Here is a 26,314-nt window from a genome sequence, read left to right on the forward strand (position 1 = left end):
GACTCGATTGGCCTGCTCGAAGCTGTGCTCGTCGGCGTCGGTATCGGGATCGCCGTGTTGTTGCTCTTCGGCGCGTACCTCGGCTCGGTCTCGAAACAAAACGTGATCGTGGCCGGCGTCCGGATGGGTCTTACGGGCATCGTCGTCGCGGTCCTCAACCTGTTGGTAGCTGGATAAACACCCCAGGACACCGGCCTCGGAGAACGATCGACGATCACGCCGAGTAGGTTCAGATCTCGAAGCACCGCTCGCGCGTCGTTCGGACGTCGTCGGGCGCGATTTGTGATCCATCGACCTCGACCGGTTCGCCGGCCGAAAGCCGCCCGAATGCGGGGCCATCCTCGACGCCGGCCGCCCGGGCGAGTTCCGGATCGAACGCCTCCCGTCGGACGAACACGTCGGAATCTCGCACATCGACGACGTCGTATTTGTCCTCGAGGATGGCTGCGAGTTCGTGGATCGCCGTGCGGTACTCGTCGGCGTCCGAAAGGGCGACCGGACCAGCGACGAGCGATCCGCCCTCGGAGGTCCCGTAGGCGATCACCGTCGACTCGACCGCTTCCCTCACGGCACCTCGATCGATCCCGTTGACCTCCTCGAGCAGTTTCGCGGGAAGGGCCCGAGTGAGGACGTCACCGTCGTACGTCTCCAAGCGCGCTCCGAAGCGGACCCCGTCGTCGATCGAACCGATCGCTCGCTCGATTCGCCCGACGAGATCGAGCGGAACGCCGGTGGTCTCCCGGAGGAACGTCTCCGAGAGGCATTCGAACCCAAGATCCTCGATGGTGGATTCGAGATCGGGGTGGGAACCGTCGAGGAGCGCGAACTCGGTCCCACTCATCTGAAACGCCTTGGCGACGACCGCGCGCGCTTCGTGAGGATCGCCCATCTCGTCGAGCGCCCAGTCGGCCGCGATGTGACCGACGCCCCAGTCCGTCTCTGTAAGCACGCGATCGAATCGTGGGGCGTAGTGGCCGCCACCGAAGCCGACGACCGTCCGTTCGCGGTGGGACGCGACGCCGCGCAAGTCCAAGATTGCGCGCGCAACGGCCCGAGCGGCCGCCGAGTCGCGCCACTGCGGTTCGTCGCTACCCACTTCGACGAACAGCGACGGACAACCCACGGTGCTCGGGCCGTGGTGGGTACACTCCACGCCGACGCCGTATCCCGACGGCACGTGTGTTTCGAGCGCGCTACGAACGGCCGAGAGCGCGTTCGGGGCAGCGCGAGCGAGCGATCCGTCGCGACCTCCGTATTCGGCCGGGCCGAAGTTTCCGGTGGCGTGGGCGGTGAGCAACGGCCCGGTGTTTCCGGCGTGTCGGGAGGCGAAGACCAACAGATCGGGATCGCCGAAGGTGGCGGCGACGCCGTCGAGGTGAATGTGGAGGTCATCGAACGTCCGGAGTTCGACGCCCTCGGACCGGTAGTACCGGCCACCGCCGTTGGTGTCCGATCTGCGTTCGTCCTCGAGTTCCTCCCACTCGGCGAGTTCGAGGAGGTGTTCGCCGATGTGTTCGGACGCTTCGTCCGCGCGCGAAACGACGACAGCGAGCATACCGTCACTCCGAGGGCGATGGACAAAGGGCGTGTGATCCGACGCCAACCGGATTCTATATCCCAACATGGGGTGTATCAAAGTGTGCTTTTAAAAACGGACGCCGCCGACCGTCGGAATCGCTACTGAGCGAGTAGGATGGACGAGCGCACGAATCGTGCCGTTCCGTTGCTCGAGCGCGGATCGGCGGCGACATCTGGGTCGGCGAACCGCTCATTCATCCTGGCAGAATTCTCAGCGGACCACCTAGACGGACGAAGACGATCGCGACGAGAGCCGAATCGCGGAATCCTTTTGCTCGCTCGCTGGGTCACTCGCGTATGCAAGTCTTCGGCCTCATCGGCAATCCGGTCGGACACTCGGTGTCGCCACCCATGCACGAGGCGGCCTACGAGGAGTACGGGATGGACGCTCGCTACGTGACGTTCGAGCCCGACCAGGGGTCGATCGCTCGCGCCATCGACGGCGCTGACGCGCTCGGGATCACCGGGTTGAACGTGACCATCCCGTTCAAACGGGACGTCGCGGAGGTCGTCGACCCCGATCCGCTCGCCGAACGCATCGGCGCGGTCAACACCGTCGCGTTCGGCGGCGAGCCGACGGGATATAACACCGACGCCGCCGGCGTCGTCCGATCGTTCGAACATCACGATGTGACGCTTTCCGGACGAGCGGTCGTCGTCGGGGCGGGGGGTGCCGGGCGTGCGGCGGCGTTCGCGCTCGCCGATGCGGGGATGGACGTCCACATCGCGAACCGAACCGTCGAACGCGCCGAGGCGCTCGGTGCGGCGGTCCCGAACGCGAGTTCGGGCGACCTTGACGATCTCGACGCGGTGCTGGCCGACGCCGACGTGCTCGTTAACGCAACGAGCGTCGGCATGGAATCGGACGAGACGCCGGTACCGAAGGCGGCGCTTCACTCGGATCTCGCGGTGCTCGACGCCGTCTACGCGCCGATCGACACCCGGCTCCTCACAGACGCGCGCGCGATCGGAGCGACGACCATCGACGGCGCGTGGATGCTACTGTTTCAGGGCGTCGAGGCGTTCGAGATATGGACGGGGCGGGACGCGCCCGTCGACGCGATGGATGAGGCGTTGCGGAACGCACTCTGACATTCTCCCACGCCGAAAGCCGTGGATTTCCCCCACGAGGGTAACGCCAGCGGGTCCGACCGGGCCGCTTAACTTCCACGGACGGACACCTTCGGACGTGTATCTGTTGGAGTTGGCGGGTGATTCGGACCCCTTCGCGGTTCGGGAGGCCGAGAGCCGCTGTTCGGCCGTCGAACCGATAGCGCCCGGGCTCGCCACCGCCCGGGGCGTCGATCGGCCCGACGCCCTCGCGTACACCCGTCGCATCTGCCGACTGGTCGGGACCTGCGATCCCGAAATCGAAACCGCAGTCGCCGTACTTCGGGCCGCGGCGATCGATCCGACCGGAAGCGTGGCGGTCCGAGCCCGCGACGTGCGCGGCCTGACGGGGATCGACACCCAAGCCGTCGAGCGTCGACTCGGGAGCGTGCTCGTCGATCGCGGATTCAGCGTTGACCTCGACGATCCCGACCGGACGCTCCTCGCCTTCTTCTCCGAGGACGTGGCCGCGTTGGGGTGGCTCGAAACCGAGACGGTCCGCGACTTCTCGACGCGCAAACCGACCGATAAACCATTCTTCCAACCCGGAAGCATGGACTCGATGGACGCCCGCGCGCTCTCGAACATCTGCGGTGCCGGCCCCGGAAAACGGATACTCGATCCGATGTGTGGAACCGGCGGAATCCTCGTCGAGGCGGGACTAGTCGGCGCGACGGTCGTCGGCGTCGACGCACAGGAGAAGATGGTTCGAGGTGCCCGCCGGAACTTCGACGAGTATCTCGATCGCGGCACGGTCGTCCGAGGCGACGCGACGCGGCTCCCGTTCGCCGGCGGGAGTTTCGACGGCGCGGTCTTCGACGCCCCCTACGGTCGTCAATCGAGGATCGAGGGCGAATCGCTGGAGAGGCTCGTCGGCGACGCGCTCGGGGAGGTTCGACGCGTCGCCTCGCGGACAGTTCTCGTGGGCGATCGACCGTGGAACGACGCCGCGGAAGCGGCTGGGTGGACGGTCACGGACCGGTTCGATCGGCGGGTGCACGCCTCGTTGATTCGGTACGTACATGTCCTCGGATAGCCGTCATCCGTCGAGCAGCTCGATCAGATCGTCCTCCGTGGCGTTTCCGCACCGAACCGCCTCCCGCGGGGACCGCCCTGCGGTTTCGACCGTTTGGATCGCCGAGACCGGTTCGTAGCCGCGATCTCTCGTCAGCCACGCGGCCCCGACGACGCCGGTGCGGCCGAGTCCGGCGTTGCAGTGAAGGACACAGCGGGTGCCGTTCGACTCGGCCGTTCGGATCGCATCGAGAGCCGTTTCGAGCGTTTCCACGTCGGGGAGATGTCTGTCGCGAATCGGCGCGTGAACTGTCTCGAAGCGGTCGGCGTAGGCGTCGGGCAGCCGGTACCGTCGCGCCTCCGACTCCGAGAGCAGACAGACGACCCGACCGACGTCCCCCGTCGAGAGCGTCGCGGTCCACTCGCCGAGGCTCTCACCGAGGTGACCCGGGCGACAGACGCCGAAGACCGGCTCCGAGGGCGCGATACGGCCGAAGTTCGTCATCGATTCAGCTCCGCGAGCAGCCGACCGAGATGAACGCGATCGGACGTGCCCCGAGTCAATTCGAACTCGATTTCGCCCGCCAGCGCGTGGACGCGAGCGAGCGCGTCGCCGCTGTATCGACCGCGTGCGGCGGCGAGCAGTTCGCTCAGGATCTCTTCGCCGTCGTACCCCTCGTCGTAAATCAACTCGTCGAGTCCGCTCCGGGCCTCCTTGAACTCGCCGTCGTCGGCCGCCGCGAGGATCGCCTCCAGCCGATCGCGCATACCGATACCCCCCAGGGCGTCGTAGGCGGCGTCCATCGTCACCGCGCCCACTTGCTCGGCAGCAGTTTGCGCGCCCAGGATCGCTTTCCGGAGGTTGCCGTCGCCGTAGCCGGCGACGTACTCGAGGCCGTCGTCGTCAGACTCGACCTGCTCGCGGGAGACGATCCGATCGAGCACCTCGACAGTCTCCGCGTGCGTCGGGGCCCGCATCGCGATAGGGAAACAGCGCGACTCGATCGGCGGGATGAGCTTCGACGGCTGGCGGGTGGCGATGACGAACTGCGTCGCCTCGTAGTGTTGCTCCATCACCCGGCGCAACGCCTGCTGGAAGTCTTCACGGATCGCCTCGGCATTGTCGAGTAGGATGGTCCGAAAGTCGCCGGAGACCGGGCGGTAAGCGGCTTGTTCTTTCAGTACGTGACTGATCATGTCGCGCTTCGAGAGGGCCGATCGCCCCTGCAGAAATCCGGCGAACCGCTCGTCGTTTTTGATCTCCGTTTTGGTTCGGTCGAAGAAATCCGCGACGTTGATCACGACGAAGTCGTTGTCGGGATCGGCGTGTGTTTCCCGTGCGAGCGCGCGGATCGCGGCCGTCTTGCCGACTCCGGGGGGACCGAACACGACGAGGTTCATCGGCTCAGAGACCGCCCGCGAGAGGTGGTCTCGAACCTCCGGTTGTGGAAGTTCAGAGCGGTCGGGAGCGTGTACGTCCGTCCAAAGCGGCCCGTCCATGCGTGGGAATCGCTCCGGGTCGGCAAAAGCCCTCCTTTCGCGTTCGATCGAATGACCTACAGTCGGTCGACGACGGCCTCGGCGAGCGCGTCGAACTGGGCTGTCTGCGGGACGACATCGACGTCGATTCCGAGCGTCTCGGCGGTCTCTCTGGTCGGCTCGCCGATCGCGCCGACGACGGCGCCGTTCAGTCCGTCGATCGCCGCCCCTCGAACGCCGCGTTCATCGGCTGCCGCGAGGAAGTGTTCGACCGTCAGCGAGGAGGTGAAACAGGCAGCCGCTAGATCACCGTTCGCGGCGGCGACGGTCGATTCGCCCGCTTCGCCGGGGCGAACCAAGCGGTACAAGACGGTTTCGTGGACGTACGCGCCCGCGTCGTTCAGGCCGTCGGTGAGGACGTCGGAGCCGTGGTCAGAACGCGCGACTTCGATGGGTGTGCCGGGCGCGTCGGTGGCGAGTTCGGCGACGAGACCGGACGACGAGAACTCCGAGGGGAGCCGATTGACAGTGTATCCCAGGGCTTCCAGCGCCTCGGCGGTTGGCGCCCCGATGGCTACCAGTTCACCGCCGGGCCTCCAGTCGGCCTCGGCGACGAGTTCCGCACCGGTCTTGCTCGTCAAAACCGTGATAGCGGCGTCCGCCCGCGGCGCCTCCCCGGTCGGTTCGACGGCCAACATCGGGTCGGGAAGCGGCTCCGCCCCCAGATCGCGGAGGAGTGCGGACGCTGACTCGGCGCGACCGTCGTCGGGTCGGAAGAGGGCGACTCGGTTCATGCGCCTCCCCCAATTCGCTTGATTTGATATATCGGTATGTGGTTCATTTCTGATCGGCCTCCGGACCGACACCGTTTCGCAGAAACTCGACGACACGTGCTCTCGTGGCCGCGACATCGCCGATAACAGTGATAGCAGGGGGTTCGATCCCGGCCTCGTCGCGGACCTCGACGATCGTTTCGAGCGTTCCGAGGGCGACCCGCTGGTCGGGCCACGTCGCCCGCTCGATCAGGGCGACCGGCGTCTCGGGAGCCATACCGGCGGCGGATAGCTCATCGGTGTACAGCGGTAGTTTTCCGACGCCCATCAACACGACGAGGGTACCACCCGTCGCTGCGAGCGCCCCCCAGTCGATCGCCGACTCGTCCTTCGTCGGGTCCTCGTGGCCCGTGACGAACGAGACGGACGAAGCGTGCTCCCGATGGGTGACGGGGATACCGGCGACGCCCGGACCCGCGATGGCGCTCGTCACGCCGGGTACGTACTCGAAGGGGATCCCGTGTTCGGCCAAGTGTTCGGCCTCCTCGCCGCCGCGACCGAAGACGAACGGATCGCCACCCTTGAGCCGGACCACGGTTTTACCGTCGTTCGCGAGTTCGACGAGCCGCCGATTCGTGTACTCCTGAGGCGTCCACTCCCCGCCTGCCCGCTTGCCGACGTCCTCCCGTTTCGCCCCGGGAATCGATTCGAGAATCCCCGGTCCCGGGAGTTTGTCGTGGAGAACCACGTCGGCCGCCTCGATGAGTCGCTTGGCCTTGACCGTCAACAGTTCCGGATCCCCGGGGCCGCTCCCGACGAGATACACCGTTGCGGTCATCCGTCCCTCCGCGCGCGCTCGATGAGATCCGCCGCACCCTCGCTCGCGAGCTCGTCCGCGAATTCGACGGCGGCTTCGGGGTGGTTCTCGATCGGGAGATCCCGAGCCATGTCGATCTCCTCGGTGCCGTCCTGCGAGAGGACGCGAACGCGAGTCTGGACGAACGCACCCTGCACTATCGCGTAGATCCCGATCGGCGCGACGCACCCGCCACCAAGCGTCCCGAGAATCGTCCGCTCGACGGTGGTTTCGACCCGCGTCCGCGGATGATCGAGGACGTCTCGAATCGTCGATGCGAGGTCCCCATCGCGTGCGGTCACGGCCAGCGCACCCTGTCCCGGCGCGGAGACGAAGGGGTTCGGAAGACGACTGTATTCGACGGCATCGAGCAGCCCGATTCGATCCAAACCAGCCTCGGCGAGAACGATTCCGTCGAATTCAGTTTCGACATCGCGACCGAGCGCCCGACGTTCGAACTCCGCGAGGCCGTCGAACCACTCGTCGGGAGATCGGTCGTAAGCATCCTCGTTCCCACCGTCCCCATCGTCCTCACCGTTCTCCTCGGCCACTTCGAGTCGCCGCTCGTGTTCAGCCTGTAGACTCGGCGTGAGGAGCTTTTGAACGCGCGTATCCACGTTTCCCCGGAGCGGTTCGACCTGGAGGTCCGGCCGCGCCGCGAGCAGTTGCGCCTTACGGCGCAGGCTCGACGTGCCGATCGTCGACCCCCGTGGGAGGGCGAAAACGTCCGTCCCGTCCGGCGTGAGGAGAACGTCGCCCGGTGCAGCGCGCTCCGGAATCCCTGCGACGACGAGGTCCGAAGGAAACTCGGTTGGCATGTCCTTCATCGAGTGAACGGCGGCATCGACGTCGCCGCTCAACACCTTTTCGTCGAGGCTCCGGACGAACGCACCCGTCGTCCCGAGCCGGTGGATCAACTCGTCACGGACGGCATCACCGGTCGTTTGGACCTCGATGAGTTCTATCTCCCGGCGGCGGGTACCGAGGGCGTCGGAGACCCGCTGTGCCTGCCGTATGGCGAGGTCAGAACCCCGGGTGGCAAGCCTGATCGTCTCTGTCATACCAACGTTTCGGTCGCGGCGGTTGAAACGCCCTTCGGCTTTCGCGGGAGGGAACCGGACGTAGGTTTATAAACCATATATTGGGATAGTAAATTCGGGGAAGTCAATACATATATTCATTCCGAGTGCCACCCGTAGAGTGGAACGAAACCGCTGGAAGCTCCGCAGTACGCACACCGGGGTCCCCACACATGCTCTATAGAGTTTCATCGGCCCGTCGACGAAGCGTTCGCGGACCCACACTCGAACAGCGGAGGCGACAGTCGTGACGACAAGCGATGACGATAACGAACGTGAGAGAGCGCACAACGAACGGGTAAGTGAATCCGACGCTCACGAAGTGACCACCAAGGACGGATTTCACGAGAAACTTCAGGCGCTCGTCACCGAAGCCAGTTCGAACGGCGTCGACATACGCGGTAGTTGGCCTGTCGCGGGAAGCGAGCGTCGGGGCAGTTGGAATATCGAGATAAGGCGGATCGGCCAGCGATCGATGTTTCGGGTCGACGAGTCCGATGATTTCGTGGGGACGATCGTGGGGGCCGTCGCGGTGTGCGAGGGCGTCGAGGTAACCGATCTGCCGTCGCTGTACGGCACTATCGATCCGGAGATACTCGATGAGTTGCTCCAATCAGCGGACGACGACGCGCGCAGATACGTCCGGTTCCAATACTGCGGATACGAGATCACGGCCCGCGCCGACGGCTCGGTTCTCGTCGACAAGTGATCGATCCCACGTGAGTCAAAAACCGATCGAAAAGACCGAGAGGCTCGGCTACGCTTCGACTTCGCCGCGGTCGCGGATCAGGTTCTCGAGTTCCTCCGGATCGTCGATTCGCTCGAACTCCTCGCGTTCGATGAGTGCGGTCCCGCCGACGGACTCTTCGCCGCCGATGCGGTCGACGACGTACACGGAGCGCGTTCGCGTCACGTGACCGACCGAGGACATGATCCGCGCGCGCTTTTCGGCGGTTCGGTTGAAATCCGAGTGGCCGGTGAGCATCGTTCGCTCCCGGGATTCGTCCTCGCTGACCGTCTTGAACGGTGCCCGAGAGGTCGGGTGAACCTCGAAGCCCACGCGGGTGAGCACTGTGACGATGTCGGCGTCGTCGGGGTTGGCCTCCGGTTCATCCGGCTCGTCGGCCGTATCACGGACATCCTGAGCACCGTCGAGGACTTCGACGGGGCTGGCCAACGGTCTGTCGAACAGCTCCTCGAGTTGGGCCGCGACTTCGACGCTCGCGTTCATCCCGTCCTCGTACTTCGAGACGGTTCGACGGGAGACGCCGAGTTCGTTCGCCAACTTCCCGAGAGACATGTCGTGTTCGGTCCGGATGTTCGAGAGGAGGTCACCGTCGATGTTGACGTAGAGCCCGCCAGGCGCCGCGTAAATCAACGGCGGAACCTCTTCGATAAAGAGATCCATCGCGGTATCGGGCGAGAACACCGGAACGCCGTGTCTGAAGTAGACGACGCCCGGATTCAGTTCCTCATCGCGCGTCCGAAGGCCGATGACGATCGGTGTCGCATCGAGATACTCACCCAGCCTGCGCATCTCGGCACCGGTGTATCCGTCAAACGCATCGATATTCGCGAGCACTTTGAGCAAGAGCACATCGTTGCCCCGTCTCGCGGCGATATCGAAGCTTTTCGGGCGGATCGCACACCGGTCACTCACCGTAAAGCCTGCATCCTCGAACATCGCGGTGATGTTACCGACCAGTGCGGATCGGGACATAGAGGTATGTAAGTGTTTTCCACGTTAAATGTGTTTCCCCGAAATCCGGGTATTCGTGTCCCTTCGGTGCCGGAAGGTCGGACCGAAACGCCGTTACTGGGCGACGACGTACTGGAGAACAGTGACTATCATCGGGATTGACGACACGGACTCCCGAGAACGCGGGATGTGCACGACGTACGTCGCCGATACGATCGCCCGACGGCTCGCCGATCAGTCCGCGACGATCGAGCGTCTCCTGTTGGTTCGGTGCAATCCGGCCGTCGAACATAAAACGCGAGGGAACGCGGCACTCGCGATTCACGCGCAAACGCCAGCTGACGAGGCGTTCGATATCGCTTGGCGGGTGATCGATGAGCTCGCCGAAGCCGCCGACGATCGGACGAATCCCGGTCTCATCGTCTCGCCGGGCGACCCCGATTACGTCCCCGAGGAGGTCGTCTCCTTTTCGCGCGAAGCGATCACCGATCACCACACGCGCGACGGCGCACGATCCATTCTCGACCGAGCCGGATACGAATCCCACGGGTGGAAAAATGGACGGGGACTCATCGGTGCGCTCGCCGCGATCGGCGCGTGGCGTGCTCTGGACGATTGGACGTACGAACACATCACGTATCGGGAACCCGGACGCTGGGGAACCGAACGAACCGTGGATCCGGAGAGCGTCTTCGACGCGGCGGATACGTGTTATCCAGTCGTGTGGGACACGGTCGATCGGGGAACCGGGGAGGCGGTCTGCGTGCCGCGGACACCGGGGCCGGTTCTGTACGGTATCCGAGGCGACAGCCCGGAAGGCTGCCGGTTAGTCTCGAAACGGATCGAGAGTGAGCCGATCGATTACGAGCGAACGTTCGTCACGAACCAAGGGACCGACGGCCATCTTCGAGAAGGAACTGTCTCTTCAGTGCGAACGGGATACGCCTACCGGCTCGATGGAACAGTTACGTCCGGGCCCGAGACGCGCCGCGGCGGTCACGTGTTCTTCGAACTCTCCGACGATCGGGCAACGATCGATTGTGTCGCCTTCGAGCCGACCAAGCGATTTCGGGACCACGTTCGCGACCTTCGCGTCGGTGACGTGCTCACCGTCTGTGGTGAGGTGAGCGACGGAACGCTTAAGCTCGAAAAGATCGCCGTTCGGGATCGAGTCGAAACCGAACCCGTCACTCCGACGTGTTCGGCGTGTAATCGACGGATGAAATCCGCCGGTCGTGGACAGGGCTATCGGTGTCGGAGGTGTGGAACGTCTGCCAGCGGGAAAACCGACGAACCCCTCCATCGTGCTCTCGAGCGAGGGTGGTACGAAGTCCCACCGGGGGCGCGACGACACATCGCCAAACCCCTCGTCCGAGGGGGATTCGACGCCCAGACGCATCCGGAACGGTAGTGAGACTACGTTTTCAGACCGCTTCCGGAGAGTGGAACGATGACCTCGGTGTCCGGTTCGAGGACGCCGAGGCGGCGGTACTCTCGAAGGGCGGCCGGCGCGACCGCGCAGGTCGGTTCGACGTAGAATCCGGACTCGTGTAGCCGATCGAGTTCCGTCCGGACCGCGGTTTCGGAGATCGCGATCGCGTCACCATCGGAATCGTCGATCGCGCCCACGAGCGCATCCATCTGGGCCGGGTCGCGGATTCGAATGCCGTCGGCTGCGTCGTTGTCGCCGGCCGCCGCCTTCGTCCCCCGGATGGCCTCGACGACCGGCGCGTATCCGGCCGCCTGCGCGCCGAGGAGTTTCGGCAGCCGGTCGATCCAGCCCGTATCGAGCAGGGTGCGAAAGCCTCGATACGCACCGAGGAACATCGTCCCGTGTCCGAGCGGCATCACGACTGCATCCGGCGCGTCCCAATCGCGCTGGTGGGCGATCTCATACGCCATCGTGGCAGTACCGATGGCGAACGCGGGATTCCACGCGTGGCTCGCGTACCACCCGTCACCGGCTTCGACGGCGTCGGTACAGGCGGCCGTCACGTCCTCGCGACTCCCCTCGACTCGGACGATATCGGCTCCCGCCCGGCTGATCGCTCGTAGCTTGGGGGCCTTCGTGTCTGCTGGGACGTAGATCGTGGCTGAGATGCCGGCACGGGCCGCGTACGTCGCGATCGCTGCGCCCGCGTTCCCGGACGAGTCCTCCAGCACTCGATCGACACCGAGGTCGACCGCGCGGGAGAGTGTCGTCGTCGCACCGCGATCTTTGAACGATCCGGTCGGAAAGACGTACTCGAGTTTGAACGTCGCGTTCCACGCTTCGGCATCGACGAGCGGCGTGTACCCCTCTCCGAAGGAGACGTGTCGATCGATCGGAAGAAACCCCGAAAAGGCCCACAGGCCGTCACGAGAATCGATTCGGGCGTTCGTCGGATCGTCCGTCGACGGGCACGGTCGATCGACGAACCGAAGCGGTGAGCCGCAACGACACCGCCAGCGATCCTCGTACGTCGTGCCACACGCCGAACAGCGGAGCGTCATACCGTACGGTGTGGCTCCGATCGTCTATCGGTTTCGGTCGGGCGAACAGATGAGCCAGCGTTACCGGCGGCGATTTCCCACGCTACAGCCTCGATCGGCCGCCGGCCAATCACTACGTCACACGGAGCGGTGGCCGCGTGGTCGGTTATAAACGCTCGTCCGAGGAGAGTTCGCCTAGACTTGGTCGATACTCGTTCCGATCGAGCAGACGTATTCCCCGGTGGCGACCTGCGGAAGCCGGCGATGTCGCCAGAAGATCCCGTTCGAGTCTGCGGTGACTTTGGCTTTGACCGTCCCGAACGGATCGGTGATCTCGAAGAGCGTGTCCCCTCGTTGGACCTCGTCACCGAGATCCATTTCGAAACTGACGAGACCGCCCGACGGCGATCCGTACTGCTCGAAGCTGGAAGCGCGGGTCTGCGGTGCGGTGGTGATCTCGCCGTCGAGGAAGCTGTAGTGATACAGGACGTTGAAGATCCCCTTGACGCCCTTCCGGATGGAGGTTTCGTCCCAGCCGACCGCCCCGCCTAACTCGGGGTCGACCGTCGGGATACCTTTATCCGGGGCCGCGCGCGCGAGTTGTCCGTCGGGTCCTTTGAGATCGAGGATGTATCCACAGCCAAACACCTTCGCCAGTTCGAGACAATCGCCGTGAAGGCGGTGTCTAGAACCACACCTGACGCGGGTCTCGTTTATCATACACGACGTCGATCCCTGATGAAGATCGAGCGCGAGGTCGGCACGTTTTACCGAATCGAAGATCGCCGCAGAGATACGTTCCGAGGCGGTCCCGGAGGGGTTTCCGGGGAACGTTCGGTTGAGCTTCGTGTCGTCGATCGGGTTTCGGTGCTCGGCGACCAGAAAGCCGTAGTAGTTCGCGATGCCGACGATGAGGATCTCCCCCGCGAGCTCCTCGGGATCCAGTTGCGGGACGAATCGTCGGATGACGCCGAGTCCATTGAGTTCGTCCCCGTCCGACACCGCCTGAATGTAGAGCGTTTTGCCCTCGCGGCGGCCGTTTATCACCGCTACTGGGAGTCCGATTTCGGAGCCGTCGCGTGCTTCGCCGACCGAGAGCCGACCAATGTCTATCTCGCCGGGGGCTGCACTCGCGGTGCCGAGGGTCGTCATTGTGTATACTGGATCGGTGGCCGTTATTAGACCTACTGATCGGCTGTGAGGGGAACGATCGTCGACCGGTACGGCGGTCTGAGAGGATCTGTCCAAATGCGGCGCATCCGGCGAAACGAGAGTGAACGATCGTTCACCGAAACGGTAACTCTTTTCTCCCGGGCACGGAAACCGATAGCACATGACCGAGGAGCTCAAAAAAGGGCTAGAGGGCGTTTTAGTCGCCGAATCGTCGTTGAGTTTTATCGACGGCGATGCCGGGGAGTTGGTCTATCGTGGCTACACTATCGACGATCTCGCAAAGAATGCGACCTTCGAGGAAGTCGTCTACCTCCTGTGGCACGGTGAACTGCCGACGGCCGACGAACTATCCGATTTCAAGTCGTCGATGGCCAAAGAACGCCACCTCGACGACGGCGTCCAGCGACTCGTCCGCGATCTCGCCGAAGCCGACGAGGAGCCGATGGCGGCGCTTCGGACGATCATTTCCGATCTCTCGGCATACGATCCCGACACGGACGCGGACCCGACCGACGAGGCGGCGAACCTCCGAAAGGGTCGCCGCATCACGGCGAAGATCCCGACCGCGCTGGCCGCGTTTTCGCGGATCCGGAACGGGAACGATCCCGTCGAACCGCATGAGAACCTCGACCACGCGAGCAACTTCCTGTACATGCTCAACGACGAGGAACCGGACGACGTCCTCGCGGAGACGTTCGATATGGCGCTCGTGTTGCACGCCGACCACGGCCTGAACGCCTCGACGTTCTCCGCGATGGTGACATCCTCGACGCTCGCCGACCTGCACGCCGCGGTCACGTCCGCAGTCGGCGCACTATCGGGGAGCCTCCACGGCGGAGCGAACCAAGATGTGATGCAAGCGCTTCTCGAACTCGACGAGTCGGGGAAGGAGCCGATCGGGTGGGTCGAAGATCGCCTCGAATCGGGCGACCGCGTCCCCGGCTTCGGCCACCGCGTCTACAACGTCAAGGACCCGCGCGCGAAGATCCTGTCGGCGGAATCGGAGGCGCTCGGTGAAGCCGCGGGAACGCCTCACTGGCACGAGTACTCCGTCTCGATCGAGGAGTACCTCGGCGAGGAGAAGGGACTCGCCCCGAACGTCGACTTCTACTCGGCGTCGACGTACTACCAGATGGGGATACCGGTCGACGTCTACACCCCGATCTTCGCGATGAGCCGCGTCGGCGGCTGGATCGCTCACGTTCTCGAACAGTACGACGACAACCGGCTCATCCGACCGCGGGCCCGCTACGTCGGCCCGAAGGACGGGACCGTGACGCCCATCGAAAACCGGTAGCCGTCTCCATCGGTGAGGCTTTCAGTCACCGGCGCGTAGTCGGATCGAATGACGGAGGAGTACGGCCTGCTGGAGCTCGACGCGGACGAGCCGGTCGGCGACGAGTGGGAGGACATCGACGTCACCGATACTGAGGCCGACCGCATCGCCCGCAAACAGGACCGGGAGTTCCTCGAGTTTCGCAAGCGGATCAAGGACACCGAGCAGTTCAAAGTCGAGGCGTCGGTCTTCGACGACGCGACACTCGGCGCGCTGTACAAACTCGTTCAGGACGGCTACATCGACGCGTTCGGCGGTCCGATCTCGACCGGCAAGGAAGCGAACGTCTACACTGCGTTGGGGCCTGAAGGCGAAGTCGCCGTGAAAGTCTACCGTATCAATGCCTCCGATTTCCGGCAGATGCGTGACTACCTCGACGGGGATCCGCGGTTCGAGGGGATCGGGTCCGACAAAAAGAAAGTCGTCGTTGCGTGGACGAAAAAAGAGTTCGCGAACCTGAAGCGCGCGCGGCGGGCGGGCGTCCGCGTTCCGGAGCCGATCGCGATCGAGCGGAACGTGCTCGTGATGGAGTATCTCGGTGGAGAGAATCGCCGCGCGAAACGGCTCAGCGAAGTCGACGTCGAAAACCCAGAGACGGCGTTCGAAGTCGTCCGCGAGTACATGCGGCGGCTCTACCGCGCTGGCCTCGTCCACGGCGACCTCTCGGAGTACAACATCGTCGTCCACGACGGCGAGCTCTGCATACTCGATTTGGGACAGGCGGTCACCGTCCATCACCCGAACAGCCGGGAGTTTCTCGAACGTGACTGTCACAACGTCGCCGCCTTCTTCGGGAGGCAGGGATTCGACGCCGACGCGACGACGTTGCTCGAAGCCGTTACCGAACCGGAACCGGATCCGGATCCGGATCCCTCGAGCGGGACGGATACGGAAGCGTAGCTTTTTCGAACTGCCGCGAGATGGACTGGTATGTTCGATATCGTTCCGGAATCCGCCATCAGATCGGGGCGGGCGACGGACGCGTACTTCCTTCGCACGGAGGAAGCGTTAGAACACGCCGGGAAAAACCCGCGCGTAGTAGTCGAGGTGACCGCCGACCAGTTCCCGACGGGGGAGTTCGAGCTGTTCGCGGGGACGGCGGATGTCGCCGAACTCCTCGAAGGACGGAACGTCGACGCCGACGCGCTCCCCGAGGGAACGCTGTTCGACGGCGGCCCAGTCATGCGAATCGAGGGACCGTATCTGGAGTTCGCGCGCCTCGAAACGTCGGTTCTCGGCTTTCTCTCTCATCCGTCCGGGATGGCGACCGCCGCGCTCAAAGCGCGACGAGCGGTCCCGGAGACCTCGCTGTTGAGCTTCGGTGCGCGACACGTCCACCCATCTATCGCAGGGATGGTCGATCGGAGCGCTCTCATCGCCGGGTTCGACGGCTTCTCGCACGTGGCGGCCGGCGATCTCATGGATCGGACGGCCTCGGGAACGATGCCACACGCGTTGATGATCTGTTTCGGACCGGGAAATCAAGAGGACGCGTGGCGGGCCTTCGACGAGGCGGTCGATCCCGACGTGCCGCGTATCGCGCTCTGTGACACCTACGATGACGAGGTCAACGAGGCGATTCGGGCCGCCGAGATGGGTTTCGACAGCGTGCGACTCGATACGACCGGCTCCCGCCGCGGCGACTTCCGACACATCATCCGGGAAACGCGGTGGAAACTCGATATGGCCGGCCACGAGGACGTCAATATCTTCGTGAGCGGCGGAATAACACCGGAGGCGATCCGAGAACTCGGAGACGTGGCGGACGGGTTCGGCGTCGGCAGTTACATCACGAACGGCGACCCGATCGATTTCGCGCTGGACATCGTCGAAATCGAGGGGGAACCGACGGCAAAGCGAGGCAAGCTATCGGGGACGAAGGAGGTGTATCGGACGCCCGGCGGCGGCCACCACGTCACGTTGGCCGATGCGGACCCGCCATCGGATGGCACGCCCCTACTCGAACCCCTGGTGCGCGGCGGCGATGTCGTCGCGGCGTTCGACATCGACGCGGCGGCCGAGCGGGCGATGGAGGACGCCGAACGGGTCGGGTTCGGCGGATCGATGCCGAACTAATCGGGGACGCCGATAGAGCCGGTCGAACGGTCGCGGCTCAAACGACGAGGAAGTACACCTGCTTTCTGGCGTCGCGAAAGGAGTACCGAGATTCGACGAGTGACGCCTCTTCGAGTCGGTTGAGCGCGTATCTGACGGTTCGATCCGGGAGCAACGACTCCTCGGCGAGTTGCCCTTGCGAGAGCGGCGGCGTGTCGTTGAGGACCTTCGCGACGAGCTTCGCGCTCGGCGGGAGTCCCCGGAGCGTCTCGCGAAACTCCGGATCGGTGAACGGCGATTCGGCCTGGCGTGAGCGGTCCTCCGTGATGGTGCTCATATCACCTAGTGGTGGAAACGGATTCGTAAACGTTCGCTATATGTATAACAAAATAATAAATACAATCAAGTGTGTATAATGCACCCTTATACACTGTGTGGTGACAGGTCGCTCGACGCCCGATCGGGAACGCGGACGCCGACGAATACCCCGGTACCCGAATCCTGGATCCCGGCGTATCCAGCATCCTTTTATGCCCTGGGAAGGTCGATTTGCATAGCGTGAAGGGACAGGAGTGGTATCAAGAGCATGACGTCGCGGAGGCATACGACGACAAACGGTTCTCCGGCGGTGGACGCTTCATCGATCGCCGCGAGAAAGAGGCCGTCCTCGACGCCCTCGCACCGATCGAGGACAAGCGTATCCTCGAGGTCGCCTGTGGAACCGGCCGATTTACCGTCATGTTGGCCGACCGCGGGGCGAACATCGTCGGGATGGATATCTCCGAGGCAATGCTCGACCAGGGCCGCGAAAAAGCGCGTGCTGCCGGCGTCAGCGAGACGTTATCGTTTATGCAAGGCGATGCCGGCAGACTACCGTTTCCCGATAACCACTTCGATGCCGTCTTCGCGATGCGGTTTTTCCACCTCGCGCCAGATCCCGAGGGGTTCATGCGGGAGATGCGTCGCGTCTCGAAATCACAGGTGTTCTTCGATACGTTCAACCGATACTCCGCGCGCTCGATATACAACTGGGCGCTTCCGATGGGTTCGCGGCTCTACTCGGGGCGGGAAGCGCGGGAGTTGATCGTCGGTGCGGGCCTCGAATTGGCCGACGCGGCCCACGATTTCGTGCTCCCGTACGGGTTCTACCGGGCGCTTCCGGGCTGGATCGCCCGTCCGTTCCGCACGGCGGACACGACGCTCGGACGGACGCCGATCGGCGATCGGCTGGCCTCAGTCTCCTACTGGGACACCCGAGTTCGGGACTAGCGGACTGCAGGCACGGTACTTTTGTTGATCGGCCACGCTATCTCGGGTATGAACGTCTCGGTGGTGGTCCCGACGTTGAACGACCGCGAGGATTTACAGGGGTGTCTCGACTCGCTCGCGGTCGAGGATCCCCACGAGGTCGTCGTGGTCAACGGACCCTCTACCGACGGAACGAGCGGAATGGTTCGGGAGCGTGAGGACGTCGACGTGCTCGTCGAGATCGACGAGCGGAACGTCAACGTCTCTCGAAACGCCGGAGTGGATCGAATCCGCGGCGACGCCGTCGCGTTCGTCTCGCCGACTATGACCGTCGAACCGGGCTGGTTAGAAGCGGTCACGACGTCGTTGGCCGAGGCTGAGGCCGTCACCGGGCCGACACACGAGCGACTCGATACCGGCGTGGCGACCGACACCGTCGAGTCCAGGCGGATACGCGGGCGGACGGTGACCTACTTCAGCGGCGGAAACGTCGCGTTTTCGGCCGAACTCGCGACGGAACTCGATGGGTTCGACGAGTACCTCGACGTCGGCGGGGCGCGCGACGCGGCACACCGGATCGCCGGACTCGGATACGAAGTCGCGTGGTCGACGGAGATGTGCGTCTCGAGGGAGGCGGCAACCGACGGCGGGACAGCGGAGCGCGACTGGCGGGCACGCTATCGATCCCTCTCATACCGATTGGCGAAAAACTACGGGATCCATCCGACCGTCTTCCTCCGGACGCTCAGACACGCCATCGCGGACGCGGGTGGCGGATTCAGGGACGTTGCGCGCGGTGATGCGAAACCGACGGCGTGGTTTGGAAACGGCCGGGACGTGGTCCTCGGCAGCGGCCGCGGCTACGCCGATGGGCTGTGGGCTCGATACGCCGACAGGAGCGCTGGACGAAATTCGAGAGGCGTCTCCTCGCGAGCGGATCGGGCCGTCGCGGTCCACGACCGGCGATGAAAACCCGCGGAGGGGACGCCCATCGAGCGTACCGCTGCGCTCGGCAGTTACGAAATATTTATATAGAACCGCTGACGACATAGTAGATGAACATGTCGCAACAGATGCGCCAGCGGCGCGGACAGCCGCTTTTCATTCTCAGCGAGGACACACAGCGTACCCGCGGTAAGGACGCCCAATCGTCGAACATCACCGCCGGTAAAGCGGTCGCCGAATCCGTACGGACGACACTCGGCCCCCGAGGGATGGACAAAATGCTCGTCTCCGACTCGGGCGACGTCGTCATCACGAACGACGGTGCGACCATCCTCCAGAAGATGGACATCGAGCACCCGGCGGCGCAGATGATCGTCGAGGTCGCCGAGACCCAAGAGGAGGAGGTCGGCGACGGGACGACGACCGCCTCCGTGCTCGCCGGCCAGCTGCTCGCTCAGGCCGAGGATCTCATCGAGGACGACATCCACCCGACGACGATCGTCGAGGGGTATCGAGAGGCCGCCCGCCTCGCCCTCGAAGCGATCGAGGAGGTCACCCTGACGGACGAACTCGACGACGAGGTGCTCGCCTCCGTCGCCGAGTCGTCGATGACCGGCAAAGGGACCGGTGACATCGACGCCGCCGCGCTGGCGGAGACGATCGTCGCCGCGGTCCAGCAGGTCAGAAGCGACGAGGGCGTCGACCGCGACGCCATCACGATTCGAACTCAGACGGGCGCGGGGGCGTCGGCGACGGAGCTCGTCCAGGGCGTCATCAGCGAGGAGGAGCCGCTTCACGACGACATGCCGACGCGCGTCGAGGACGCCTCGGTCGCCGTCCTCGACGTCGATCTCGAAGTCCGTGAGGCCGAGATCGACGCCGAGTACGACATCACCAACGTCGATCAGCTCAACGCCGCGATCGAGGCCGAGGAGACCGAACTCCGCGGCTACGCGGAGGCCCTCACCGAGACCGGTGTGGACGTCGCGTTCGTCACGGGGGACGTCGACGATCTCGTCGCCTCGTATCTCGCGAAGGACGGCGTGCTCGCGTTCGACTCCGTCGACGACGACGAGGCGAGCGCGATCGCCCGCGCCACCGGTGCGCAGACGGTCGGCACGCTGAACGACTTCGGCGAGGACGATCTCGGACGCGCCGAAGTCGTCCGCGTCGAGTCCTTCGGTGACGACGATCTGGCGTTCATCGAGGGCGGCGCGGCCGCCGAAACCGTCACCGTCTTCGCCCGCGGCGGCACCGAGCACGTCGCCGACGAGCTCGAGCGCGCGCTCGAAGACGCACTGGACGTCGTCACGGCATCGCTCGACGCCGGCGGCGTCGTTCCCGGCGCCGGCGCGACCGAGATCGCTATCTCGGATCACATCCGCACGAGCGTCGCGAGCGTTCAGGGCCGCAAACAGCTCGCCATCGAGGCGTACGCCGACGCTATCGACGTGCTGCCGCGAACGCTGGCGGAGAACACCGGCATGGACCCCATCGACGCGCTGGTCGAACTCCGCTCGGTCCACGACGCCGAGGGACGCGCCGGCCTCATCAGTCAGGGCCAATCCGGCAGCGTCGGCGATCCCGTCGAGTACGGTATCCTCGACCCCGCCGCGGTCAAGCGCGAAGCGATCGAGTCCGCCACCGAGGCGGCGACGATGATCGCCCGCATCGACGACGTCATCTCCGCGGAATAGACGGCGTTTCAGCCACATCATCGATTTTTCGACACGGTGACTCGACCGGTGAGCCAGTAGCGTTCACATCGGTCGATATGTTTAAATACGGAATTGTTCGAGAGTGCTGTAAACTAATCCCACGGCCGGCCTGCTTCGGCCAGAAAGAATATATTATCAGATCAATTTCATTCAGTATGGATCGTCGAACGTACATCGAAGGCGTCGGTGCGGTCGTGGCGACGGGTGCGATCGCCGGCTGTACCGGCGGAAACGGGGACACCGAAAGCGGCGATAATGGCGGTGACACCGACGACGACGGCGGAGGGAACGGCGGTGCGGGAACCGAGTACGGTGTCCTCTCGACCAGCGTCACGGATCAACCGAACGACATCGCCGATTTCGAGTCGCTCGTCGTGACGATCGAGGGTATCTGGGTCAAACCGAAGGGATCGGATGGCGAGGGCGACGAGGACGGTGACGAGAGCGGGGCCGACGACGGCCCAACGCCCACGGAAACCGAAAGCGGTGGTGGGGAAGGGACGACGCCGACGCCGACAGTGCGTGGGGAAAACGGCGATGATAGCGGCGGTGAAAACGGAGGCGATGGAGAAGAAGGCGGCGAGGAGGGCGGTGACGGGAGCGAAGACGAAGACGGCGGAAACACCGGGCGCTACTACATCGAGTTCGACGAACCGCAGGAGGCAGATCTCGTTCAGTTACAGGGCGATGACACCCAACTCGTCGACGAGACGGAACTCGAAGTCGGCGAGTACCAGTTCCTCCAGTTGAACGTCGCCGAGACGGGCGGCGTCCTCGTGGAAGGCGGCGAGGCGAGCGTCGAAACGCCCGGTAACGCTCCCCTGCAGTTCAAACAGGCCTTCGGTATCCGCACCGAGGAGACGACCCGATTCATAGCCGACTTCGCCCCGTTCAAGCGCGGGAACGGAACGTACCTGATCCGACCAGTCGCGAGCGGAACGCAGGTGTTGTACGGCGACGAGGAAGCCGACGACAGCGGGACGGAGACCGACCCCGAGGAAACGGACGAGGAGGAGACGAACGAGACCGACGACGCGGACGGTGGTCCGCCGGAGGACGCCGGGGCGGACGAAGCCGGCGGCGACGGGTCGTAGCGCCGTCGCCGACCACAAATAGAGGGGGCCGGCGGACGCGATTCCCACTTAAAAAGACTCGACGTGCGGCCGGAGGTCGAGTTCCAGCGTCCACGACGACCGATCCTGGGTGACGAGGTGCCAGTACGAATCGGCGATCGCGTCCGGATCGAGCAGTTTCTCGTCGTCGCTTTCTGACGACCGAATCCCTCCGTCGATGACGACGTGGGCGACGTGGATCCCTTCGGGACCGAGCTCGCGAGCCATCGACTCGGCCATGCCGCGGGCGGCGAACTTCGCGGCGCTGAAGCCGATCGCACCGTCACGGCCACGGATCGCGGAGGTCGCGCCGGTGAAGACGATCGTTCCGCCGTCGCCGTCGAGCATGTCGGGAAGCGCGGTCTGCGAACACAGCAGGCCGCCGTACGCGGACACGTCTAACGCCTCCTCGAAGGCCTCGGGCGAGATATCGCGGACGCCTCGCCACGCGCCGCCGCTGGCGTTGTTGACCAACACGTCAACCGGCCCGAATTCGGCCCGAACCGTCTCGAAACCGGCCTCGACCGCGGCCGGGTCCGTGACGTCCGTCGACACCGCGAGGGCGTCGTCACCGAGTTCGGTCGAGAGCGCGTCGATGTACTCGGCCGAGCGGGCGAAGAGCCCGACGGTACAGCCTTCCTCGCAAAACCGCCGCGCGATCGATTCGCCGAGGCCCGGTCCGACGCCGGCGATGACTGCGGTTCGTGTCATGGCCGCGCCGACGGCCGCCGCGGTCAAAACCGTGTCGTCCCTCGGATTTTTCAACGGTCCACGCGACCGGGTACGCATGGGACGACTCGACGACGAGACGGTGATCGTGACCGGCGCGAGCCGCGGGCTGGGCGCGGCGATGGCGAAACGGTTCGCGCGGGAGGGTGCGAACACCGTTTTGACTGCTCGCAGCCGCGATGAACTGGAGGCCGTCGCGAACGCTGCGGACGGCGAAACGCTCGTCGTCCCCGCCGACGTGACCGACGAAGCGGCCGTTGAAGCGCTCGTCGAGCGAACGGTCGAGGGGTACGACGAACTGACGGGGCTCGTCAACAACGCGGCGATCGGGATGTTGAGCCTCTACGACGAGCTCCGAAGCGTCACGGAGATCGGCGCCGACGACTGGCGGAAGATCTTGGACGTGAACGTCACCGGAGCCTTCCTCTGTGTGAAACACGCCGCCCGCACCATGGACGCGGGCAACGTCGTCAACATATCCTCGGGGCTCGGTCGTCGCGGGTCGGCCGGCTGGGGACCATACGTCGCCTCGAAGTGGGCGCTCGAAGGGTTCTCGAAGACGCTCGCGTACGAGCTCGAACCGGAGATCAACGTTAACTGCCTCGATCCCGGCGGGCGCGCCAAGACGGGGTTTTGGGACCATCTAGACGTCGCGGAGTACGAGACGATCCTCGACGCCGACGTGATGGACGAGGCCGCTGTGTTGCTGTTAGAACAGGATTCCAACGGTGTGACGGCCGAATCGATGCCCGCCGACGAGTGGGAATCGCGGCTGGGTTAGACCGGTTCGCTCTCGTTTTCCCGATCGCGATCGCCGTTTTCGTGCTCCCGGTTGACTCGATCCGAGGCGAGTTCCCGGTCGATGTCGTCTTCGAACGCCGAGAGCGATTCGACTGTCAACACGTTCCCGCCACCGGGATCGACCACCATCACTTCCTCCCCCTCGGGGATGTCGCCGTCGAGCGCCCGGGCCTGATAGTACGGATTGAAACCGCCGCTCTCGAGTTTCACTTCACCGTCGCCTTTCGTGACGCGCTGGGTGACGCGGCCGGTCTTGCCCCGGAGCGATTTCGAGTCGCTCGTCTGCCCCGTTCCTTTGCCGCCGTAGAAGTCGAACTGCCGATAGCCGTACAGCGCCGCCCCACCGGCGACGAGAACGATCGCCGCCAACACGAGCGGCAGCGCCGCCGCCGGAAGGATGCCGCCCAACAGTAAGCCGACGAGCCCGGCCGCGAGCAGTGCGATCCCGACGACGATGAAGTGTGCGCCGGGGGCGAACGCCTCCATGACCATCAGGGCCGCCCCGACGAGAATCAAAAAGAACGGCAGGGACATCCCGAACAGTTCAGCCATACCGTAGATAGGGTTTCGCGGTGGTTAACGCTTCGGACGCGAATGGCCCGCTAGCCGACGAACAGCCGGGAGATGATAAAGAGGGCGAGTACGACGCCGAGCAGCACGAAGGCGGTGTTCTCGATGGAGGGTGTACCGGGTTCGACCGGTGCCGTGCGTCGACGTTCGGCTTCGGCCGCCGCCTCGGCCTCCGTCTCGCGCGCCTCGAGATCCTCGAGGGAGAATTGCCACTCGTCGTCCGGCTCTCCGTCGCTATCGGTCGTGACACCGGCCGCATCGTCCGATCCGCCGCCCGTCTCGTCGTGATCCCGGCTCATGATCGGGCTACCGGCGGCGATCGGAAAGGCGTATCGGCGCAGGTCAACGCACTTTCGTCCCGGGGACCGCGTCGCCGTGTGTGGTCAACAGATCGGCTTCCTCGCCCGCGGCGAGCAGCATGCCGTCGGACTCGACGCCGAACAGTTCGCCCTTTTCGAGGTTCGCGACGACGACGATCCGGGTTCCCGGCAGTTCGTCGAGGTCGTGTAGTTGCTTGATTCCGGCGACGATCTGCCGCGTTTCGAGCCCGATGTCGACTTCGAGCCTCGCGAGTTTGTCAGCCCCTTCGATCGGTTCGGCGCTCACGATCTCGCCGACGCGGAGATCGAGTTCCGAGAACGCCTCGAAGCTCACTCGGTCGTCGTCGATCGGCTCGAGATCGGCGGTCGCCGTGTCGTCGCGGTCGTCGCTGGCTTCTGCGTCTGCCTCTTTTGCGTCTGCCTCTTCGGCATCGTCGGCCGTCGCCGCCTCGACGCGCGCCTCGAGTTGCTCGTTGAGTTCCTCGACGCGGTCGTCCTCGATCTTCTCGAAGAGTTCCTCGGGGGCGTCGAACACGGCGGGGGGGGCCGAGAGCGCTTCGTCGAGGTCGACGGCGGCCACGTCACCCGCTTCGCCGAGTTGTGCCCACAGTTCGGTCGCCTTGCCGGGCAACACCGGCTCCATCAAGACGGCGATCGCCTTCGAGAGCTGGACGCAATCGCGGATGACCCGTGCGGCCGTTTCGGGCTCGTCGTCAGTGAGCTTCCAGGGTTCGTGGCGCTGGATGTACTCGTTGCCGAACTTCGCGAGCTCGACCGGCGCGCGTCCGAGACCGCGAACGCGGTAGGCATTGGCTGCCTCGCGGAACTCCTCGATCGCCTCTTCGATCCGGGCTTCGACCTCCTCGCTCACGTCGGCGTCGGGCGTGCCGTCGTAGTTTCGCTCCGCGAAGAGCAGTGACCGGTACAGGAAGTTTCCGAGCGTGCCGACCAACTCGTTGTTGACCCGCTGTTGAAGTCCGTCCCACGAGAAGTCGACATCGGCCGTGAACTCGCTGCCGGTGATGATATGGTATCGATACAGGTCGGGGTGAAAGCCCGACTCCACGTAGTCGTCGGCCCAGACCGCCCGGTTTCGGGACGTCGAGAACGCTTTGCCGGCGAGGTTGACGAACCCGCAGGCCATCACCGCACGCGGTTCGTTGAAGTCCGCACCGCGTAACATCGCGGGCCAAAACACGGTGTGGTGCTGGATGATATCGTGCCCGATGATGTGGACGATCTCGCCACCATCCGGCTCCGAGTCGGTGCCGTGGTTCCTCCAGACGGCTTCCCAGTCGAACTCGTCAGCACCGACACGTTCGGTGTACTGTTTCGTCGAGGAGACGTACTCGATAGGCGCGTCGACCCACACGTAGAGGACGAGTTCGTCCTCGCCATCACCCGGATAATCGATCCCCCAGTCCATGTCGCGAGTGATACACAGATCGTTCAGTTCGCCTTCGATCCACTCCCGCGGCTGATTCTTCGCGTTGTCCGTGCCTTCGAGCCGGTCGATGAAACCCTGTAAGTACTCCTGGAAATCGGCCAGACGGAGGAACTTGTGCGGTCGGGTCCGGTACTCCGCGGGGTTGCCGGTGATCGTCGAGACCGGATCCTCGATCTCGCCGGGTTCGAGGTGACGTTGACACCCCTCGTCGCACTCGTCGCCGCGGGCGAGTTCACCACAGTACGGACACGTCCCTTCGACGAATCGATCCGGGAGCGGCTGATCGGTCTCGGCGTCCCACGCGACCTCGATCTCCTTTTCGAAGACGTGGTCGCCGTCGATCCACGAGCGGACGAACGACTGAGTCGTCTCCGTGTTCGTCTCGTCGTGGGTGTGACCGTAGTTGTCGAACTCGACGTTGAACTTCGGGAACGTCGCCTCGTACTGTTCGTGGTATTCGAGCGCGAACGTCTCGGGATCGACGCCCGCCTCGGAGGCGTTGACGGCGATCGGCGTCCCGTGCATGTCCGATCCGCAGACGAACGCGACCGATTGGCCGAGCCGGTCGAGCGCCCGCGAGTAGGCGTCGCCGCTGACATACGTCCGCAGGTGGCCGACGTGGAGGTCGCCGTTGGCGTAGGGCAACCCGCAGGTGACCACCGCTGGGGAATCCGTCGGGAACTCCTCGTGCATACACGGTATCCGGAGCCAGGGCGGTAAAACACTCCCGTTCTCGCGTCGGCTGGTCAGTCCGCGAACCGATCGGCCGCCCCGCGAGCCATCGGATGCGAGACGGTACA

Annotated in this window: 27 protein-coding genes; 13 read left to right on the top strand and 14 right to left on the bottom strand. The window is 64.6% G+C overall.

The features are described 5' to 3' along the window. Positions 1–24: 24 nt before the first annotated feature. Positions 25–177: a hypothetical protein gene (locus R6U53_RS10685; RefSeq protein WP_410322349.1), complete on the top strand. Its 153-nt coding sequence runs from the start codon at positions 25–27 to the stop codon at positions 175–177. Between the two features lie 52 nt (positions 178–229). Here the strand turns inward: R6U53_RS10685 and R6U53_RS10690 are convergent, their stop codons facing one another. Next, positions 230–1,555 (bottom strand): D-aminoacyl-tRNA deacylase, encoded by a 1,326-nt coding sequence (locus R6U53_RS10690; protein ID WP_410322350.1) that lies wholly within the window; start codon positions 1,553–1,555, stop codon positions 230–232. Positions 1,556–1,875: 320 nt separating this feature from the next. On the opposite strand from R6U53_RS10690, the gene R6U53_RS10695 reads away from it, so the two are divergent. Both R6U53_RS10695 and R6U53_RS10700 read left to right on the top strand, forming a co-directional pair. Beyond that, positions 1,876–2,670 carry a shikimate dehydrogenase gene (locus R6U53_RS10695; protein WP_410322351.1) on the top strand — a complete coding sequence of 265 codons (795 nt, stop codon included), beginning with the start codon at positions 1,876–1,878 and terminating at the stop codon, positions 2,668–2,670. Positions 2,671–2,776: 106 nt separating this feature from the next. After that, positions 2,777–3,724 carry a methyltransferase domain-containing protein gene (locus R6U53_RS10700; RefSeq protein ID WP_410322441.1) on the top strand — a complete coding sequence of 316 codons (948 nt, stop codon included), beginning with the start codon at positions 2,777–2,779 and terminating at the stop codon, positions 3,722–3,724. Positions 3,725–3,727: 3 nt separating this feature from the next. Here R6U53_RS10700 and R6U53_RS10705 read toward each other — a convergent pair whose 3' ends face one another. From R6U53_RS10705 to hemC, 5 genes are read right to left on the bottom strand one after another with little or no spacing between them, the layout of a single operon-like run. Then, positions 3,728–4,207, bottom strand: coding sequence for a dual specificity protein phosphatase family protein (locus tag R6U53_RS10705; RefSeq protein WP_410322352.1), 480 nt, complete (start codon positions 4,205–4,207; stop codon positions 3,728–3,730). Beyond that, a complete protein-coding gene (locus tag R6U53_RS10710; protein WP_410322353.1) occupies positions 4,204–5,202 on the bottom strand; it encodes an AAA family ATPase in 999 nt (332 codons plus the stop codon). Before R6U53_RS10710 ends, R6U53_RS10705 begins: the two co-directional genes overlap by 4 nt. A 56-nt stretch (positions 5,203–5,258) precedes the next feature. Beyond that, a complete protein-coding gene (locus R6U53_RS10715; protein ID WP_410322354.1) occupies positions 5,259–5,975 on the bottom strand; it encodes a uroporphyrinogen-III synthase in 717 nt (238 codons plus the stop codon). A 43-nt stretch (positions 5,976–6,018) separates the two neighbouring features. Beyond that, positions 6,019–6,792, bottom strand: coding sequence for a uroporphyrinogen-III C-methyltransferase (gene cobA / locus R6U53_RS10720; RefSeq protein WP_410322355.1), 774 nt, complete (start codon positions 6,790–6,792; stop codon positions 6,019–6,021). Beyond that, complete coding sequence (gene hemC, locus R6U53_RS10725; RefSeq protein ID WP_410322356.1) at positions 6,789–7,871, bottom strand: hydroxymethylbilane synthase; 1,083 nt, start codon at positions 7,869–7,871, stop codon at positions 6,789–6,791. Before hemC ends, cobA begins: the two co-directional genes overlap by 4 nt. A gap of 265 nt (positions 7,872–8,136) precedes the next feature. Here hemC and R6U53_RS10730 point away from each other — a divergent pair, with 265 nt between their 5' ends. Further along, complete coding sequence (locus tag R6U53_RS10730; RefSeq protein WP_410322357.1) at positions 8,137–8,598, top strand: HalOD1 output domain-containing protein; 462 nt, start codon at positions 8,137–8,139, stop codon at positions 8,596–8,598. Between the two features lie 48 nt (positions 8,599–8,646). Here the strand turns inward: R6U53_RS10730 and R6U53_RS10735 are convergent, their stop codons facing one another. Continuing rightward, positions 8,647–9,609 carry a transcriptional regulator gene (locus R6U53_RS10735; protein WP_410322358.1) on the bottom strand — a complete coding sequence of 321 codons (963 nt, stop codon included), beginning with the start codon at positions 9,607–9,609 and terminating at the stop codon, positions 8,647–8,649. 121 nt (positions 9,610–9,730) lie between these two features. Between R6U53_RS10735 and R6U53_RS10740 the strand changes: the two genes are divergently transcribed. Next, positions 9,731–10,999 (top strand): DUF1743 domain-containing protein, encoded by a 1,269-nt coding sequence (locus tag R6U53_RS10740; protein WP_410322359.1) that lies wholly within the window; start codon positions 9,731–9,733, stop codon positions 10,997–10,999. 5 nt (positions 11,000–11,004) lie between these two features. Here R6U53_RS10740 and R6U53_RS10745 read toward each other — a convergent pair whose 3' ends face one another. Then, positions 11,005–12,081: a pyridoxal-phosphate dependent enzyme gene (locus tag R6U53_RS10745; RefSeq protein WP_410322360.1), complete on the bottom strand. Its 1,077-nt coding sequence runs from the start codon at positions 12,079–12,081 to the stop codon at positions 11,005–11,007. 174 nt (positions 12,082–12,255) lie between these two features. After that, on the bottom strand, positions 12,256–13,212 hold the full coding sequence (locus R6U53_RS10750; protein ID WP_410322361.1) for a succinylglutamate desuccinylase/aspartoacylase family protein: 957 nt from the start codon (positions 13,210–13,212) through the stop codon (positions 12,256–12,258). Between the two features lie 181 nt (positions 13,213–13,393). On the opposite strand from R6U53_RS10750, the gene citZ reads away from it, so the two are divergent. Genes citZ through R6U53_RS10765 form a run of 3 tightly spaced genes read left to right on the top strand, consistent with a single transcriptional unit; the run spans position 13,394 to position 16,645 of the window. Continuing rightward, entirely contained in the window at positions 13,394–14,530 is a 1,137-nt protein-coding gene (gene citZ, locus R6U53_RS10755; protein WP_410322362.1) for a citrate synthase, read from the top strand. A 48-nt stretch (positions 14,531–14,578) separates the two neighbouring features. Then, positions 14,579–15,469, top strand: coding sequence for a serine/threonine-protein kinase Rio1 (gene rio1 / locus R6U53_RS10760; RefSeq protein WP_410322363.1), 891 nt, complete (start codon positions 14,579–14,581; stop codon positions 15,467–15,469). Positions 15,470–15,499: 30 nt separating this feature from the next. Further along, a complete protein-coding gene (locus R6U53_RS10765) occupies positions 15,500–16,645 on the top strand; it encodes a nicotinate phosphoribosyltransferase (protein WP_410322364.1) in 1,146 nt (381 codons plus the stop codon). Between the two features lie 37 nt (positions 16,646–16,682). On the opposite strand, the gene R6U53_RS10770 is transcribed toward R6U53_RS10765, so the two are convergent. Next, positions 16,683–16,961, bottom strand: a complete 279-nt coding sequence (locus tag R6U53_RS10770) for a MarR family transcriptional regulator (protein WP_410322365.1) — start codon at positions 16,959–16,961, stop codon at positions 16,683–16,685. 221 nt (positions 16,962–17,182) lie between these two features. Here R6U53_RS10770 and R6U53_RS10775 point away from each other — a divergent pair, with 221 nt between their 5' ends. The 4 genes from R6U53_RS10775 to R6U53_RS10790 all read left to right on the top strand — a co-directional run bounded on the left by R6U53_RS10775 (position 17,183) and on the right by R6U53_RS10790 (position 21,629). Then, the gene (locus R6U53_RS10775; RefSeq protein WP_410322366.1) at positions 17,183–17,893 is read left to right on the top strand and encodes a class I SAM-dependent methyltransferase; all 711 of its coding nucleotides are present in this window, start codon (positions 17,183–17,185) and stop codon (positions 17,891–17,893) included. Between the two features lie 48 nt (positions 17,894–17,941). Beyond that, the gene (locus R6U53_RS10780; protein WP_410322367.1) at positions 17,942–18,841 is read left to right on the top strand and encodes a glycosyltransferase family 2 protein; all 900 of its coding nucleotides are present in this window, start codon (positions 17,942–17,944) and stop codon (positions 18,839–18,841) included. Positions 18,842–18,933: 92 nt separating this feature from the next. Next, the gene (gene thsA, locus R6U53_RS10785) at positions 18,934–20,514 is read left to right on the top strand and encodes a thermosome subunit alpha (protein ID WP_410322442.1); all 1,581 of its coding nucleotides are present in this window, start codon (positions 18,934–18,936) and stop codon (positions 20,512–20,514) included. Between the two features lie 176 nt (positions 20,515–20,690). Further along, entirely contained in the window at positions 20,691–21,629 is a 939-nt protein-coding gene (locus tag R6U53_RS10790) for a DUF4382 domain-containing protein (RefSeq protein WP_410322368.1), read from the top strand. 48 nt (positions 21,630–21,677) lie between these two features. Here the strand turns inward: R6U53_RS10790 and R6U53_RS10795 are convergent, their stop codons facing one another. Further along, entirely contained in the window at positions 21,678–22,358 is a 681-nt protein-coding gene (locus R6U53_RS10795; RefSeq protein ID WP_410322369.1) for an SDR family NAD(P)-dependent oxidoreductase, read from the bottom strand. 76 nt (positions 22,359–22,434) lie between these two features. On the opposite strand from R6U53_RS10795, the gene R6U53_RS10800 reads away from it, so the two are divergent. Then, positions 22,435–23,157 carry an SDR family NAD(P)-dependent oxidoreductase gene (locus R6U53_RS10800; RefSeq protein ID WP_410322370.1) on the top strand — a complete coding sequence of 241 codons (723 nt, stop codon included), beginning with the start codon at positions 22,435–22,437 and terminating at the stop codon, positions 23,155–23,157. Here the strand turns inward: R6U53_RS10800 and R6U53_RS10805 are convergent. The 3 genes from R6U53_RS10805 to metG are packed head-to-tail and all read right to left on the bottom strand — an operon-like array spanning position 23,154 to position 26,207. After that, the gene (locus R6U53_RS10805) at positions 23,154–23,729 is read right to left on the bottom strand and encodes an NfeD family protein (RefSeq protein WP_410322371.1); all 576 of its coding nucleotides are present in this window, start codon (positions 23,727–23,729) and stop codon (positions 23,154–23,156) included. The genes R6U53_RS10800 and R6U53_RS10805 overlap by 4 nt on opposite strands. A 50-nt stretch (positions 23,730–23,779) precedes the next feature. Next, complete coding sequence (locus R6U53_RS10810; RefSeq protein ID WP_410322372.1) at positions 23,780–24,046, bottom strand: hypothetical protein; 267 nt, start codon at positions 24,044–24,046, stop codon at positions 23,780–23,782. Between the two features lie 43 nt (positions 24,047–24,089). Next, the gene (gene metG, locus R6U53_RS10815) at positions 24,090–26,207 is read right to left on the bottom strand and encodes a methionine--tRNA ligase (protein WP_410322373.1); all 2,118 of its coding nucleotides are present in this window, start codon (positions 26,205–26,207) and stop codon (positions 24,090–24,092) included. Between the last annotated feature and the right edge of the window lie 107 nt (positions 26,208–26,314).

It is taken from the genome of Natronomonas sp., assembly GCF_046483325.1.
Classification (GTDB): Archaea; Halobacteriota; Halobacteria; order Halobacteriales; family Haloarculaceae; genus Natronomonas.